This window comes from Reyranella sp. (assembly GCF_004297265.1).
Taxonomy (GTDB): domain Bacteria; phylum Pseudomonadota; class Alphaproteobacteria; order Reyranellales; family Reyranellaceae; genus Reyranella.
This window is the reverse complement of record NZ_SCUT01000024.1, coordinates 327827-341326: the sequence shown is the minus strand read 5'-3', so window position 1 is coordinate 341326 and position 13500 is coordinate 327827. Positions and strand designations below refer to the sequence as shown.

Sequence of the window (13500 nt, the reverse complement as noted above, 5' to 3'; positions counted from 1 at the left end):
TCCCTCGTCACTGGTCGACGACGGCCGTGGCCTCAATCTCGACCAGCAGGCCGGGCACGGCAAGGGCGCTCACGGCCACCAGCGTCGATGTGACCACCGCGCCTTTCAGCGACTTGCCCAGCGCCGCGGTCACGGCCCCCATGTCACGGATGTCGGTCACGTAGATCGTCGTCCTGACGAGGTCACTCAGTTTCGCCCCGGCGGACTTCAGCCCGGCCTCGATCTTGCGCATGGTAATCGTCGTTTGCTGGGCGGCGTCCTTGCCCTGCACCTGTCCCTTGGGATTGAGCGAGGTCGTGCCGGAAACGAAGACGAACGGCCCGCTCCTGATGGTGCGGACGTAGAAGCCCGCCACCTCGGTGCCGTCGGGAAAGACTTTCTTGGCCATGCTTCGCTCCAGCTTCGATGCGCTATGGTGGCACTCTAGGCGGCCGTTTGCGCCGGGCAAAGGAGGAAGCCGTGTCACTCGATCGCTATCGCACCGCCATCGTCACCGGCGCGAGCCGCGGCATCGGCGCGGCGGTCGTCCGCGAACTCGGGATCGGCGGGCTCGACGTCTATGCCGTCGCCCGCTCCGCCGACGATCTAACGGAGCTGGCCCGGGAAACCGGCTGCCGGCCGATGGCGCTCGACATCTCCCATCGCGACGCGGTGCTGAGCGCTCTGGGCTCGCTCGACGCCGACATCCTGGTCAACAACGCCTCGGCTCCGGTGCGCGGCGGCGTTTCGTGGGAGACCGCGCCCGACGACATCGCCACCCTGATGGACGTGAACCTGCGCGGCACGCTCAACTGCCTCGCCGCCGTCGTGCCCGGCATGAGGGCGCGCGGGCTCGGCCACATCGTCAATCTCGGCTCGACATCGGGTACCTGGGCGCTGCCCGGCATGCCGGTCTATGCCATGACCAAGGCCGCCATCCACAATCTCAGCCAGACGCTGCGCCTCGACCTGCACGGGTCCGGCGTGCGCGTGACCGAAATATCGCCGGGCCGCGTCGAGACCGGTGCCCATCTCGGCCTGATGGAGGATCGCGAGGAAGGACGGCGCCGCTTCTACGACGGCTTCGAGACGCTGCAGCCCACCGACATCGCCGAAGCCGTCATGTTCGTGCTGGGCGCCCCGCAGCGCATGGATGTGAGCTTCATGGAGATCGTGCCCACAGACCAGTCGTATGGCGGATCGCAATTTCATCGGCGGCGCTGAAATCCGGCACGTCGCTTGCAGCATGATCGTCCGTCTATCAATCAGGGAATCATGGACCTCAAGAATCTCGCCGCCATCCTCGACCCGCAGGCGCCGGCCGACCGCCCCTTCATCATCCAGGTTTCGCCCGAGGGCGACGAGCAGCTGCGGCTGAGCTACGGCGAGGCGCGGTCCCGCATCGCGGCGCTCGCACGCGGCCTGCTGAAGCGCGGTCTCGCACGCGGCGAGGCCGTGGCCATCGTGGCGGCCAACAGCGCCGACTATCTCGTGCTTTATATGGCCACGATGGCGGCCGGCCTCGTCTCGGTCTGCGTCAATCACAAGCTGCCGCGCGAGACCGTGGCGCACATCATGAAGGACTCGTCGGTCAAGCTCGCGGTCGCCGACGCCGAGCGCGCGCCGCTGGTCAGTTCGCTGGTGCCGACCGTCGCAATGGAGGAGCTCGACGGCCTGCTCGACGCGGGCCTGTTCGAGCCGGTCGACATGGCGCCCGAAGAGGTCGCGATGATCCTCTACACGTCGGGTTCGACCGGCCTGCCCAAGGGCGTGCCGCTGACACATGGCGGCTACATCTGGGCGACCGGCGCCACGCCGGAACAGCGACCCGGCATCGAGGGCCAGAAGATCATCATCGCCGCGCCGCTGTTCCACATGAACGGCCTGTTCAGTGCCAAGATGGCGATGATCAACGGCGGCACCATCGTGCTGATGACCAACTTCACCGCACGCGGCTTCATCCGCGCCATCGACCGCCAGCGCGTCGCCATGATCACCTCGGTGCCGACCATGCTGGCGCTGGTCATGCGCGAGACCGGGGAGTTGGCCAAGGCCGATCTCGGCTGCGTCACGACGGCGGTCACCGGTTCCGCGCCCTCGACCGCAGAGTTCTTCGAGCAGATGCACCGGATGTTTCCCAATGCCGAGACGGCCAACAGCTGGGGCACGACGGAGTCCGGCCCGCTTGGCTTCGGGCCGCATCCCGATGGCGTGCCGAAGCCCATGGGCGCGTTGGGCTATCCGCGCGCGGGCATCGAGGTGAAGTTCGTCGGCGGCGCCGAGACTGGCCCCACGCAGGGCGTTCTGCATATCCGCACACCCGCCCTCATGAGCGGCTATCTCAACCGCGAGGCCGACACGAAGAAGCGCCTGATCGACGGCTGGTACGACACCGGCGACGTGATGCGCCGTGACGAAAACGGGTTCGTCTTCTTCGTCGGTCGCGCCGACGACATGTTCCAGTGCGGCGGCGAGAACGTCTATCCCGGCGAGGTCGAGAAACTGCTGGGCCGGCATCCCGACGTGGCGCAGGCCTGCGTCGTGCCCGTACCGGACGAGATCAAGTACCAGCTCCCGGTCGCCTTCGTCGTGGCGAAGCCCGGCACGGCGCCGACCGAGGAACTGCTGCGCCGCTTCGCCCTCGACAACGGTCCGGCCTACGCCCATCCGCGCGCCGTCTGGTTCGTCGACGAGCTGCCGCTTGCGGGCACGAACAAGATCGATCGCAAGACGCTGGTCGACCGCGCCGTCGCGACCTATGCGCGGGACGACGCGAAGCGGTTTGACCTCAAAGGAGCGCGCCACTCCAGTGGCGCCTCATGATCATGAGCGCCACTGGAGTGGCGCGCTCCGCTGATCGGCCGCGTCAGGAATCCGCCGTAAATCCGATCTTCTTCACGATCGGGCCCCAGCGGTCGTAGCTCTCCTTCAAGAGTGTCGCCAGTTCCTGCGGAGTCGAGGACTTCATCTCGAGGCCCATGACGGCGAGCCCGTCGATCACGTCCTTCTGTGCGAGCGCGGCGCGCAACGCCTCGTTGGCGCGCGTCACGACCGGCGCCGGCGTTCCGCCCGGGGCGAAGAAGCCGAACCATTCGGAGAAGACCAGGTCCTTGTAGCCCTGCTCGGCGAAGGTCGGCACGTTGGGCGCGAAGCGGCTGCGGGTCGCGCCGGAGACGCCGAGGAAGCGGATCTTGCCGGCAGCGGCCTGTTGGGTGAATTCGCCCACCGGACCGGAGACCGCCTGGACCTGGCCCGCGACCAGATCCTGGACGGCGGGTTGCGTGCCGCGATAGGGCACGTGCTTCAGTTCGACGCCACCTGCCTGCCCCAGCAGCACGCCGATGAAGTGCGGCACCGAGCCAGCCGCGGGCGAGCCGTAGTTGGCCTTGTCCGGGTTCGCTTTGCACCACGCCAGGAACTCCGGGATGTTCTTGACGCTCTCGGGCACCGCCGGGCCGACGCAGAAGCCGAAGTCGAAGATGCAGGCGAGCGTGACCGGCGTCACGTCGGTGAAGGCGTCGTAGGCCAGCTTCTTGTAGATATGCGGGTAGATCATCAGCATCGAGGCCGGCGTCTGCAGGATGACGCTGCCGTCGGTCGCCGCACCCTTCATCGACTGGATGGCGATCTGGCCGCCGGCGCCGGCCTTGTTCTCGACGATGGCCGCCTTGGTATAGGCGGTGCCCTTCAGGCCCTCGGCGACGCGGCGGCACAGCGTGTCGGAGGTGCCGCCGGGCGGGAATCCGGTGACGATGCGCACGTTCTCGAGCGGCTGGGCCCCCTGGGCGCCGGCGCGGCCGGCAAGCCCGAGGGCGGCGAGCGCGGCGGCGGCGCCCGAAGCGCGGACGAAGCCGCGGCGGTTCTGGTCGGTCAAGTTTCTTCCTCCCGGTTGTTTTATGCGCGGACTGTCGCCCAAACCGGCTAACCTGCCAAGCCCGGCCGGATTACTTGCGTGAGAGGCCATCGAGTTCCGGCAGCGGGAAGTCCTTCCAGTCCGGCACTTCCGAGACGTCCGGGAATTCCTCGCCGAACGGCCTGGTCGCATCGATGCCGACCGAGGAGGAGTAGCCGCCATCGGTATAGGGATCGAGCGGCGCGGTGGCGGTGCGGTCGACGATGAACACGTCCTGGCTGGGCTTCACCCGGAACGACTGCGCCCATTCGACCTCGGCGGAGTTGCGGATATCGATGTCGGGATCGACGACGATCACCCACTTCGGATGCAGGTTGCCCGCCATCGCCGCGAGGATCGCGTGGCGCGCCTCGCCCTCGTAGCGCGGCTTCATGGCGATCACGACATAGATCTGCACGCCGCCCGAGCTGTTGATCGAGACGTCGGTGATCGTCGGAAACTGGGCCTGGAGCTGCCGCAGGATCGAGGTCTCGAACGGGATCTGCTTCAGCACATGGTTCTCGGTGATCGGCTTGCCGGTCAGCAGCCCCTGGAAGATCGCGTTCTTACGGTGCGTGATCGCGGTGATCCGGGCCACCGGCTTCGGGGAGGCCGGCGTGTAGTAGCCGGTATATTCGCCGAGCGGGCCTTCCATCTTCTGCGTCCTGGTGTCGACCGTGAACTCGATCACGATCTCGGCCCAGGCCGGCACCTTCATGTCGTTGGTGACGGCCTTTGCCAGCTCGACGGGCGAACCGCGCAGGCCGCCCGAGGTGAACCAGTCGTTGGTCGAATCGCTCGACTGGACCTGGCCGGAATACATCGTCAGCGGATCGACGCCGATGACGATGGCGCCGCGCAATTCCTTCCCCATCTCCGTGGCATGGGCGATGTTCTTGCCAAAGCGATGGTTCGGCGCGGAGAAGACGCCCAGCTCCTTCGGCCCATGAATCTGGAAGCGGTAATTGCCGATGTCGGGAATGCCGGTCTCGGGGTTCTCCGACACGACGATGCCGGCGGTGATGTAAGGGCCGCCATCCTTCGGACTGTAGATCGGCACCGGCAGCTTCGTGACGTCGATCGCATCGTCTGTCAGCACGACGTCCTGGCAGGGCGGTGCGCCCTTGAAGTCGACGGGCGCGATCGGGTTGTTGATACCCTTGAGCACCTTCTCGTGGATCGTCTGCTCGGTCGCCTCGAAAGCCATCAGGGCCAGCCGGCGGTTGCCGTAGACGCCCCCCACCAGCGGGAACGCCGTGCCCGTCTGCGTGAACATCAGCGCCGGCCCCTGGATCGCGCTGGTCTTGGCGAGGGCCTTGGCGATGTCATATTTGGGAGAGACGGGCCGTGCGATTTCCACGAGCTCGCCTGCATTCTTCAAGGCCGTCAGGAAGGCGCGCAGATCTTGGTAGGGCATGGTCAATCCGTCCTTGCGGTTCACGAGTACAAAACGTGACGCGTAAATTGCTGCCCGATATCCATCGCCACGACATCGAGGCGGCCATTCGCGTCGGCGTGGCGGTCGGCCTGCCATTGCTGGGACTCGAGGCCATCGGCCGTCTCGACCTCGCGATCTATGCCGCATTCGGCGGCCTCGCGATGCTCTACGGCCACAACGAACCCGCGAAGAAGCGCGTCGAGAGCCAGGTCGTCGCCGGCACGGGTCTGGTCGTCACCATGGCGGTCGCCATGGCCTGGTCCGCCTCGCAGGCTTCCGTCACGGCGCTGGGCCTCCTGCTGGCGATCACCGTGATGGCCGCCGTCACGCTCGGCGCCGCGATGCGCTGGATACCGCGTGGGGAAATGTTCTTCGTGCTGGTGCTGCTGATCGTCGCCAGCATCCCCACGACATGGGATCGACTGCCGCTCGCCCTTGCCGTCGGCGCCGGCGGCGCGGCCTTCTCGGTGCTGCTGGCCGTGATCAACGGCATCGGCGTGCCGCGGGATGAGCCGGAGCCCGACGGATGGCAACGCCGCCTCGTCGCGGGCTACGCCGAACTCGACCGTGGCCAGCACCTGGTCGTGCTGGCGGCCGCCACGCTCGGCGTCCTGGCGGCCTGGATGCTGGCGCTTGCGCTGGGCCTGGGACATCCCTTCTGGGCCGCGGTCACCGTCGCCGCGCTGATGCCGGCGCTTGCCGCGAGGGACGTGTGGCGACGCGCGGTCTATCTCATGCTGGGCACGCTGGGGGGCGTGGCCATCGCGACCTTCCTGTTCTCCTTCGAGCCCAACCATCTCAAGCTGATCGCCATCATCATCGTCTGCCAGGCCGTCGCGGAGATCGCCGTGTCGCGCAACTACGGCGTCGCCCTGCTGTTCTTCTGTCCGCTCGCCATCGGCATGAGCAACCTCAGCCGCGGCGCGCCCTGGCCGCCCATCCTGGTCGACCGCGTGGTCGAGGCCGCGCTGGGCGTAGCCGTCGCCTTCGTCACGATCTTCGCAGGCCGCAGGATCCTCAAGGTCGCTTGAGCGAGCGGGCTGCATGCGGAACCTATTGCTGGTCGGAGACCTGGAAGGGAATGTCGCCCGAAATGGCCTTCGTTCCCTGAAGGGTGATGACCGCCCAGTGCAGCATGTAGTTGCCCGGCGGCAGGGTCGGCGCGGCGGCGAACAGGACTTCCGGGGCCGATTCGAGACGCGGGTGAAGGCGTTCGATCACCTTGTCGCCCTGCTTGATGACAAGGGTCGACTTGCGATGGTCGACCGGCCGGTCGAAGCGCACGGAGAAGGCGCTGCTCTTGCGGCCGATATGGGCGTTGGCCGCAGGCGTCGACTCCATGACCTTCACATCATCCGTCGCCGGCTGGGCATAGGCCGCTGGCGCCGAAAGCCCGGTCATCAACAGGGCCGCGATCGTCAGGCGTCGTAACATCATTTGCCCCTCCTGCGCTTGCCGACGGCAGGCTTCTCCACGCCGGAAGGGCCGGTCCATCGCGGGAAGGTCTTGGTGTCGAGGCCGAACAGGTCGAGCACGCGCGCCACGGAATGCGTCACGATCTCGTCGACGGTCCTGGGCCGCGTATAGAATGCCGGCGACGGCACCGCGACGATGGCGCCCATCTCGGTGACGGCCAGCATGCTCTTGATGTGGCCGGCGTGCAGCGGCGTTTCACGGAACATCAGCACGACCCGCCGCCGCTCCTTCAGGCAGACGTCGGCCGCCCGAGAGACGAGCCCCGACGTCACGCCGGTCGCGATCTCGCTGAGCGTGCGCACAGAACAGGGCGCCACGATCATGCCCATGGTCTGGAACGAACCGCTCGAAATCGACGCGGCAATGTCGCCCGGCGCATAGGCGTGATCGGCCAGCGCCCGCAGCTCCGCCGACGACATGTCGGTCTCGAGCGAGCGCGTCTGGTCGCCCGCCTTGGAGATCACGAGATGGCTCTCGATCTTCAGCGCCCGCAACGCTTCCAGCACGCGGATCCCGTAGACCGTTCCCGAGGCGCCGGTGATCCCGACCACCATGCGCCGCACGGGTTCATTCGCTGCCATTGGGATCGCCTCAGCCGCCCGTCTTGATGTGGCGCGGATCGGAATGATTGAGCGGCGCCGGCTTCGCCTCCCACGAGAACGGCGTGTCGGAGAGCGTGTAGCGATACCACGGCGGATCGTTGGTACGGCCGAGCCTGTGCCGCAGGTTGCCGAAGGAACGATAGAGCACAGGATAGGGCTGGCCGTGATAGTGCTTCAGGATGTCGTGCCAGGCGCGCGGCTCGGCGCGGATGAACGCCTCCATGTCCTTCGTCAGCTCTTCTTCGGTCATGATCTTCAGCCCGGCCGGTGGATCGCCGAGATCGGTGACGGTGCTGCGCACGAATTCGTTGGGGTTCCATTCCGGTCCCAGCGGCACGGTGCAGTCCATGCCGATCTTGGAGGCGATGCCGAGCGTCGTGCTCTTGGGATCGACGGTCATGGTGTTGAGCCCGTCGAGCCGCACCGTGTCCCTGTCCGGCATGTAGCGGTAGGCCATGGCGGCCAGCACGGCCTGATCGTCCCAGATGTCGACGTCGGTGTCGAACACCATGGCGATCTTCGGAAGGCCCTGCTTCGAGCAGGTCAGCATGATGCCCAGCGCCTGCTTGGAATCGCCGGCGCCCAGCGGATGGATCTTCGCGTAGGCGATGTTGGACAGACCCCCCAGCGGACAGCGCACCTCGCGCACGTCGATGCCGGCCTGCTTCAGCCCGTTGAACAGGTCGGCCTCGATCGCAGGCAGCTGCAGCATGTTGTCGGTGTACCAGGGATGCAGGCCGCCGATCGTGCAGTGCTGGAAGATGCCGCCCTTGCGGTGGGTCATCGCCTTCACCTTGAGGCGATAATTGTGCTTGATACCGCCGCCGTACATGCCGGTGAACTCGCCGTACGGGCCCTCGTCGTAGACCAGCCCCTCCAGCGCCATCAGCTCGCATTCGAGCACGATCTCGGCATTGGCCGGCACCATCACGTCGATGGTCTCGCATTTGATCATCTTCGCGGGCGCGCCATAGAAGGCGCCGAGCACCTCGAAGTCGTCGGTGTCGGCGGTGACGCCGACCAGCGCCGCGATCTTGTCGATGGTCGGGCCGCCCAGCACGATCGCGACCTCGAGGTTCTGCCCCTTGGCCGCCGCAGCCATCGCGTGGATGCGCTGGCGGTGCGAGGTGCAGGTCATGTCGACCGACTTCTCGTTCTTGGTGCGGAACATCGAGCGGTAGATGCCCCAGTCGTAGACGCCGGTGTCGGGATGCTTGCTGATGAAGAGATTGTCGTTTGTATAGGCGTGCCCGTCGCGGTCATGATGCAGGAACAGCGGCAGGCGCGTGAGGTCCACGTCATCGCCCTTCAGGATCACTTCCTTGCAGGGCGCCGTGGTCACCGTCTCCCACTTCACGCGGCCCTTGGAGCGGGCGACCATTTCGAGGCCGGTCCGCGTCTTGTCGCAGCCCATGGCCCAGGCGAACATCTCCTGGTTGGAATAGGCATTGGCCAGCACCGAGAATTCGGTGTCCTTGATCTTCTCGATCAGGACGGCCTTGGTCGGATTGGCCTCCATGATCTTCGGCACCTGGTCGACGCGCACCTCGTCCTTGATGCGCACGAGGAAGCCGGCCTTGTCCATCGCGTCGACGAACTCGGAAAGAGACTGCTGCATTGTCCTACCCGGATGAAAAGGGAGATCAGGAATAGGCCGGTGCGGTCCTGCCGTGCTCGGCGAAGCCCCTGAGGTGATGCAGCATCATCCCCCACAGGGCATTGCACTTCTCGAAGTTGCCCTTCTGATGCGGCCAGCCGGAATGGGCGAAGGTGAGATGGACCCGCCCGTGCGGCGTCTGGCCGAGATTGAACGAGACGCTGGTGCCGGCGGCGTCACCCGGCCCCTGGATGCACTTCCAGGCGACGCTGTCCGCCCCCTGCGACGCGACTTCCCAGACAAAGGTCGGGCCATCGGCATATTTCAAGGTCCACTGGCTCCCCACGCCGCCGCCGCCGGACACTTCCGCCATCGTCCAACCCCGGAGCCCCTCCAGGGTCGTCAGGGCGGCGTGAACCTTGGCGGCATCCGCCTTGATGTTGACGGCGTGACGAAGAGCGTGATCGGACACGGCTGGACCTCCCGAAAAACCTCAACAAATGCGCGGATATGACGCCGCTGGACTTGCGACGGCGACCTTAACAGTCGGCATGAAGCGATCAACCTCGGCCGTCGGACCACCTCGGAGTGAGTGCGTTGCGCGGCGAAGGCCCCTCCGGTATGGTCCGCCGCGCCGGACCCGTAGCTCAGCTGGATAGAGCGCTGCCCTCCGAAGGCAAAGGCAAGCTGTTTCTAAAAGTAAGAGGAGATAAGAACTAGATAGAAAATCAAGCACTTGCCGGATCGGCACTAACCGCCTCAAGCTCGCAGAAATGTCGCGTAAGCACCGCGTAAGCAGTTGAGAGCGTAAGGCAGCGCAGTGAAGGATACGTTGGCGGGGCGTCGTCGCATGGCACTTCGCCGATGGTTATTGTCCGGCAAGCTCTCATGTTTGATGCGCATCAGATTCCATTGACCGTTCTAGGTCCGTGGCGTTAGGCGAAGTGACGAAGCACCCGTAGCTCAGCTGGATAGAGCGCCACCCTCCGAAGGTGGAGGCCACAGGTTCGAATCCTGTCGGGTGCGCCACTTGCGCCAGGTTACGACCGCTAATCCTGCGATGCGATGCCGTACGCATGAGCATCCGATCACGCTCCCACGAAGTGGCGCCCCAGCGTGGACGAAACTGATAACTACATCTTCGCTGGAGCGCTATGAGCGCGTATCCCTCAAAACGCCAACGCCGCCTCGAATGCGATGCAGCACGCGATCTCACTACGACAGGTGCTGCAAACGAGCTGCGGACGCCCAGCTGCGATCACTATCCGGCGCAACATGACAACTTTGCCACGTCTTTCTCGAACGACAGCGCCGCGAGCTTCAGGCCCTCGACAGTCGTGAGATACGGAAAGATGGTATCCGCGAGGTCATCGACGGTGAGCCCCTGGCGGATTGCAAGCGCCGCGGTCTGGATACTGTCGGCGCCTTCCGGCGCGAGGATATGCGCGCCGAGCAGACAGCCGCTGCCGGCGTCCGCCACGAGCTTGATCAGACCGCGGGTGTCGCGAGCGGCAAGCGCTCGCGGCACCTGGTCCAGGCCGATCGTCGAAACGCGAACCACATGCCCGGCCGTGCGCGCGGCAGCCTCGGTGAGCCCGACGCTCGCCACCTGTGGATCGGTGAACACAATGGCAGGCATCGCGCGGTTGTCGTAGTGCAGGCTGTCGCCGTTGAGGGCGTTCTTCGCGGCGAGCTTGGCGCCATAGGCGGCCATGTAGACGAACTGGTCGCGGCCGGTGACGTCGCCGGCGGCATAGACGTCAGCCCTGGTCGTGCGCATGCGGTCGTCGACCACGATGCCGCCTTTTGCCGAGACGGTGATCCCGTGCTCGGCCAGCCCAAGGCCCTCGATGTTGGGCGTGCGCCCCGTGGTGATCAGCACATGATCGGCGTCGATCGAAATATCCTCGCCGTCGCGCGTGACCGTCAGCGACACACCGCCATCGGTTTTGCGGATCGCGCGGTAAGCGATGCCGGAGACAACGGTGATGCCTTCGTCCCCGAAATATCCCGCGAGCGCCGCACCGATCTCGGGCTCGGCCTCGGGGAGTAGACGGGACCGGCAGACGAGGGTCACCCTGACGCCGGCACGAGCGAACATCTGGGCGAGTTCCGCGCCGATGTAGCCGCCGCCGATCACGAGCAGCGAGCGCGGCAGCTCCTCGAGGTCGAGCGCCGTCGTGCTAGTGAGATACGGCACGGTCTCGATGCCAGGAATGGCGGGCACTGCCGGCCGCGCGCCGGTCGCGATGATGATCTTGCCAGCGGCGATACGCGCGCCGTCTACTTCGACACCGCCGTCGAGGAGGCGAGCTGGCCCGTCGCGATAGGCGATGCCGTTGTACGCGGGGAGCAGATCGACGTACTTGGCCTGGCGCAGTTCGGAAACGAGGGCGTCCTTCTGACGAACGGTTCCCCGCCAGTCTGTCAGTTCGGCTTCAGCAGTAATACCGGCAAAACGTGCCGCCACGCGAGCGTTGTGAAGTGTCTCGGCCGCGCGGATCAGGGTCTTTGACGGCACGCAGCCGATATTGACGCAAGTGCCGCCGATGGTGCCGCTGCCGATGAGCGCCACCTGCGCGCCCTGATCGGCGGCCGTGATCGAGGCCGAGAATCCGGCCGAGCCGGCGCCGATCACGACGAGATCGTAAGCGCCTCCATTGCGACCGTTTGTGTGGACGGAGCGGTTGGCGACTGCCGGGCTCTTCGATTCCGGATCAACAGACGATCGTGGTGTCACACCGAGCCCGGCGAGGCTCGGCCCGAACAGAGCGCGACCGGCCTCCAGCCCGTCCTCGATCGACAGGCGAAAACCGGGCTCGTCGGCGGAACGCTCGCGGCGCCAGGCAGAGAGATGGTCATCCGAGCAGAAAAAGGCGGTCGCCGCGCACAGCGAGCTTGCGGCGCATGCGTCTTCATAGCGAACGCTTTGCCACATGACGGCCGTCCGCGGCTCAACATCGGCCAGCGCCCGCCCTCGATCCCGTGTGGTGATCCGGATCGGCGCACCGCAATGGCGGCAGCGCGAGGCGATCGAGATGTCGCGATCGGTCATGGTGCCGATGCCAAGCGCGTCGACGGCGCACATGGCGTTGAGCGCGCGCCCGTCCAGCGTGACCTGATGGCCCCTGTCCTGGTCGGTGAACGGATAGGCGCCGACGATCCGTTCGCCGTCGAGAACGACCAGGTCGCGCCGGCGGAGCTCTTCGAGCAACGGCGGAACGGCCGCCTCACCGAGTCCTGCACGGTTCGCAAGCGTGGCTATGGCCGGGGCCCGCCCGTGTTCGACGTAGAACTGAAGCAGTGCAACGCGCGCGAGATCTGTAGCGGGATCGTAGCCGCTCCAGCGATTGAGCACATGGCCGGACCCGACCATGGCCAGCAGGGCGTCCCTCACTGCGCGCGATGTGACTGCTGACCAGTCCGGGAAAGTTACGCCCGGCCGCACGTGATAGCTCGGCAGTGTCTCGAGCGTAGGGATGACAGCTTCGTTTCGGGACGAAGAGGAGGCACAGCAATCGCTCATGGCTTCACGCCTTCATTGTGAATCGTAGTCTCGCAGCGAGCCGCCTTTGCGTGGCGACGATGGAATATCCAAGCGATGAGGCCGAAGCTTGCAATCATCAGCGGAAGCACTAACCAGGCCCGTACTGGCTAGCGACGGCCAAGGCCCGCAAAGGGCAGGCCGAAGGCAAGGAACGGCGCGGCGCAGCAGATCGCGGCGAGGACGGCACCGGCCATACCTGCGCGGATTGCAGTGCGGTCACTCATATTAGCTGCCTTGCTGCCTCAGGTGGGCTGGATAGCCCGCGTTCATGCTGGCGGCTGCGATGGTGTCGGCGTTCGTCCTTGCGTCGTCGAAGGTCACGGTTGCGGTTTTCGCCTTGAAAGAGACGGTCACGTTCGCGACGCCCGAGACCGCCGCCATCGAGGTCTTCACGATGTACGGGCACGAGGCGCAGGTCATGTTGTCGACAGCAAACGTTACGGTGCGTTCGGCGGCCAAGGCGGTCGATGCCGTCATCATCGAGGCGATCAGGGCAAGGACGCTCAACCTCTTCTTCATAGGGCAGGTCTCCTCTTGGTGTCAGGCGCGAAGCAGCAGCGGGGCGACATAGTCGAAGGCAAAGGCGGCTATCACGAGCACAGTCGCAATCCAGAGCGCGACCTGGACGAGCCGGCTGGGGATGGGGCGCGCGCAAGCTGCGCCATCGGTGCAGACGCGCTGCGGCTTCCAATAGACAAGATAGAAGCCGTATCCGAGGAGGCCCGCCGTTCCGGCGACGAATAGCGGCTTGTACGGCGCGAGCGCCGTCAGGTTGCCGATCCAGGCGCCGCCAATGCCGAGGCTGAACAGGACGAGCGGAATGACGCAGCAGGACGAGGCGGCTATCGCACCAAGAATGCCGCCCACAGCGACCAGGCGCTGGCGTCCAGCCTCGGTCCGCTCCGACGATGCAAGAACAGTCGTGGCGGGCGCCGTATCTGCCGTTCCGGACCGCGATGCATCCATGTC

Annotated in this window: 13 protein-coding genes and 2 tRNA genes; 5 read left to right on the top strand and 10 right to left on the bottom strand. The window is 65.9% G+C overall.

The genetic code is table 11. The annotated features are described in order from the left end of the window. Window positions 1–7: 7 nt before the first annotated feature. Window positions 8–388, bottom strand: a complete 381-nt coding sequence (locus EPO41_RS10460; RefSeq protein WP_296324307.1) for a Rid family hydrolase — start codon at window positions 386–388, stop codon at window positions 8–10. 71 nt (window positions 389–459) lie between these two features. On the opposite strand from EPO41_RS10460, the gene EPO41_RS10455 reads away from it, so the two are divergent. Together EPO41_RS10455 and EPO41_RS10450 are read left to right on the top strand one after the other, a co-directional pair. Further along, on the top strand, window positions 460–1203 hold the full coding sequence (locus EPO41_RS10455) for an SDR family oxidoreductase (RefSeq protein ID WP_296324305.1): 744 nt from the start codon (window positions 460–462) through the stop codon (window positions 1201–1203). Window positions 1204–1254: 51 nt separating this feature from the next. Continuing rightward, window positions 1255–2802 carry a class I adenylate-forming enzyme family protein gene (locus EPO41_RS10450; RefSeq protein WP_296324302.1) on the top strand — a complete coding sequence of 516 codons (1548 nt, stop codon included), beginning with the start codon at window positions 1255–1257 and terminating at the stop codon, window positions 2800–2802. 43 nt (window positions 2803–2845) lie between these two features. Here EPO41_RS10450 and EPO41_RS10445 read toward each other — a convergent pair whose 3' ends face one another. Further along, on the bottom strand, window positions 2846–3853 hold the full coding sequence (locus EPO41_RS10445; RefSeq protein ID WP_296324300.1) for a Bug family tripartite tricarboxylate transporter substrate binding protein: 1008 nt from the start codon (window positions 3851–3853) through the stop codon (window positions 2846–2848). A 70-nt stretch (window positions 3854–3923) separates the two neighbouring features. Beyond that, window positions 3924–5288 (bottom strand): UbiD family decarboxylase, encoded by a 1365-nt coding sequence (locus EPO41_RS10440; protein WP_296324297.1) that lies wholly within the window; start codon window positions 5286–5288, stop codon window positions 3924–3926. Window positions 5289–5323: 35 nt separating this feature from the next. Here EPO41_RS10440 and EPO41_RS10435 point away from each other — a divergent pair, with 35 nt between their 5' ends. Beyond that, window positions 5324–6340 carry an FUSC family protein gene (locus EPO41_RS10435; RefSeq protein ID WP_296324292.1) on the top strand — a complete coding sequence of 339 codons (1017 nt, stop codon included), beginning with the start codon at window positions 5324–5326 and terminating at the stop codon, window positions 6338–6340. Between the two features lie 22 nt (window positions 6341–6362). Here the strand turns inward: EPO41_RS10435 and EPO41_RS10430 are convergent, their stop codons facing one another. The 4 genes from EPO41_RS10430 to EPO41_RS10415 are packed head-to-tail and all read right to left on the bottom strand — an operon-like array spanning window position 6363 to window position 9456. Next, a complete protein-coding gene (locus tag EPO41_RS10430; protein ID WP_296324289.1) occupies window positions 6363–6746 on the bottom strand; it encodes a copper resistance protein CopC in 384 nt (127 codons plus the stop codon). Further along, window positions 6743–7366, bottom strand: a complete 624-nt coding sequence (locus EPO41_RS10425) for a UbiX family flavin prenyltransferase (protein WP_296324286.1) — start codon at window positions 7364–7366, stop codon at window positions 6743–6745. The genes EPO41_RS10430 and EPO41_RS10425 overlap by 4 nt, the downstream gene beginning before the upstream one ends. Window positions 7367–7376: 10 nt before the next feature. After that, window positions 7377–9005, bottom strand: a complete 1629-nt coding sequence (locus tag EPO41_RS10420; protein ID WP_296324283.1) for a UbiD family decarboxylase — start codon at window positions 9003–9005, stop codon at window positions 7377–7379. Window positions 9006–9030: 25 nt separating this feature from the next. Then, window positions 9031–9456 (bottom strand): SRPBCC domain-containing protein, encoded by a 426-nt coding sequence (locus EPO41_RS10415; protein ID WP_296324280.1) that lies wholly within the window; start codon window positions 9454–9456, stop codon window positions 9031–9033. Window positions 9457–9617: 161 nt separating this feature from the next. Here EPO41_RS10415 and EPO41_RS10410 point away from each other — a divergent pair. After that, window positions 9618–9734 (top strand) — tRNA-Arg (locus EPO41_RS10410). A gap of 202 nt (window positions 9735–9936) precedes the next feature. Further along, window positions 9937–10013 (top strand) — tRNA-Arg (locus EPO41_RS10405). A gap of 232 nt (window positions 10014–10245) precedes the next feature. Here the strand turns inward: EPO41_RS10405 and merBA are convergent. The 3 genes from merBA to EPO41_RS10390 form a co-directional block, all read right to left on the bottom strand. Further along, on the bottom strand, window positions 10246–12510 hold the full coding sequence (gene merBA / locus EPO41_RS10400) for a bifunctional organomercurial lyase/mercury(II) reductase MerBA (RefSeq protein WP_296324277.1): 2265 nt from the start codon (window positions 12508–12510) through the stop codon (window positions 10246–10248). Window positions 12511–12756: 246 nt separating this feature from the next. After that, window positions 12757–13050, bottom strand: a complete 294-nt coding sequence (locus EPO41_RS10395; RefSeq protein WP_296324275.1) for a cation transporter — start codon at window positions 13048–13050, stop codon at window positions 12757–12759. A gap of 21 nt (window positions 13051–13071) precedes the next feature. Further along, complete coding sequence (locus tag EPO41_RS10390; protein WP_296324270.1) at window positions 13072–13497, bottom strand: mercuric transporter MerT family protein; 426 nt, start codon at window positions 13495–13497, stop codon at window positions 13072–13074. Between the last annotated feature and the right edge of the window lie 3 nt (window positions 13498–13500).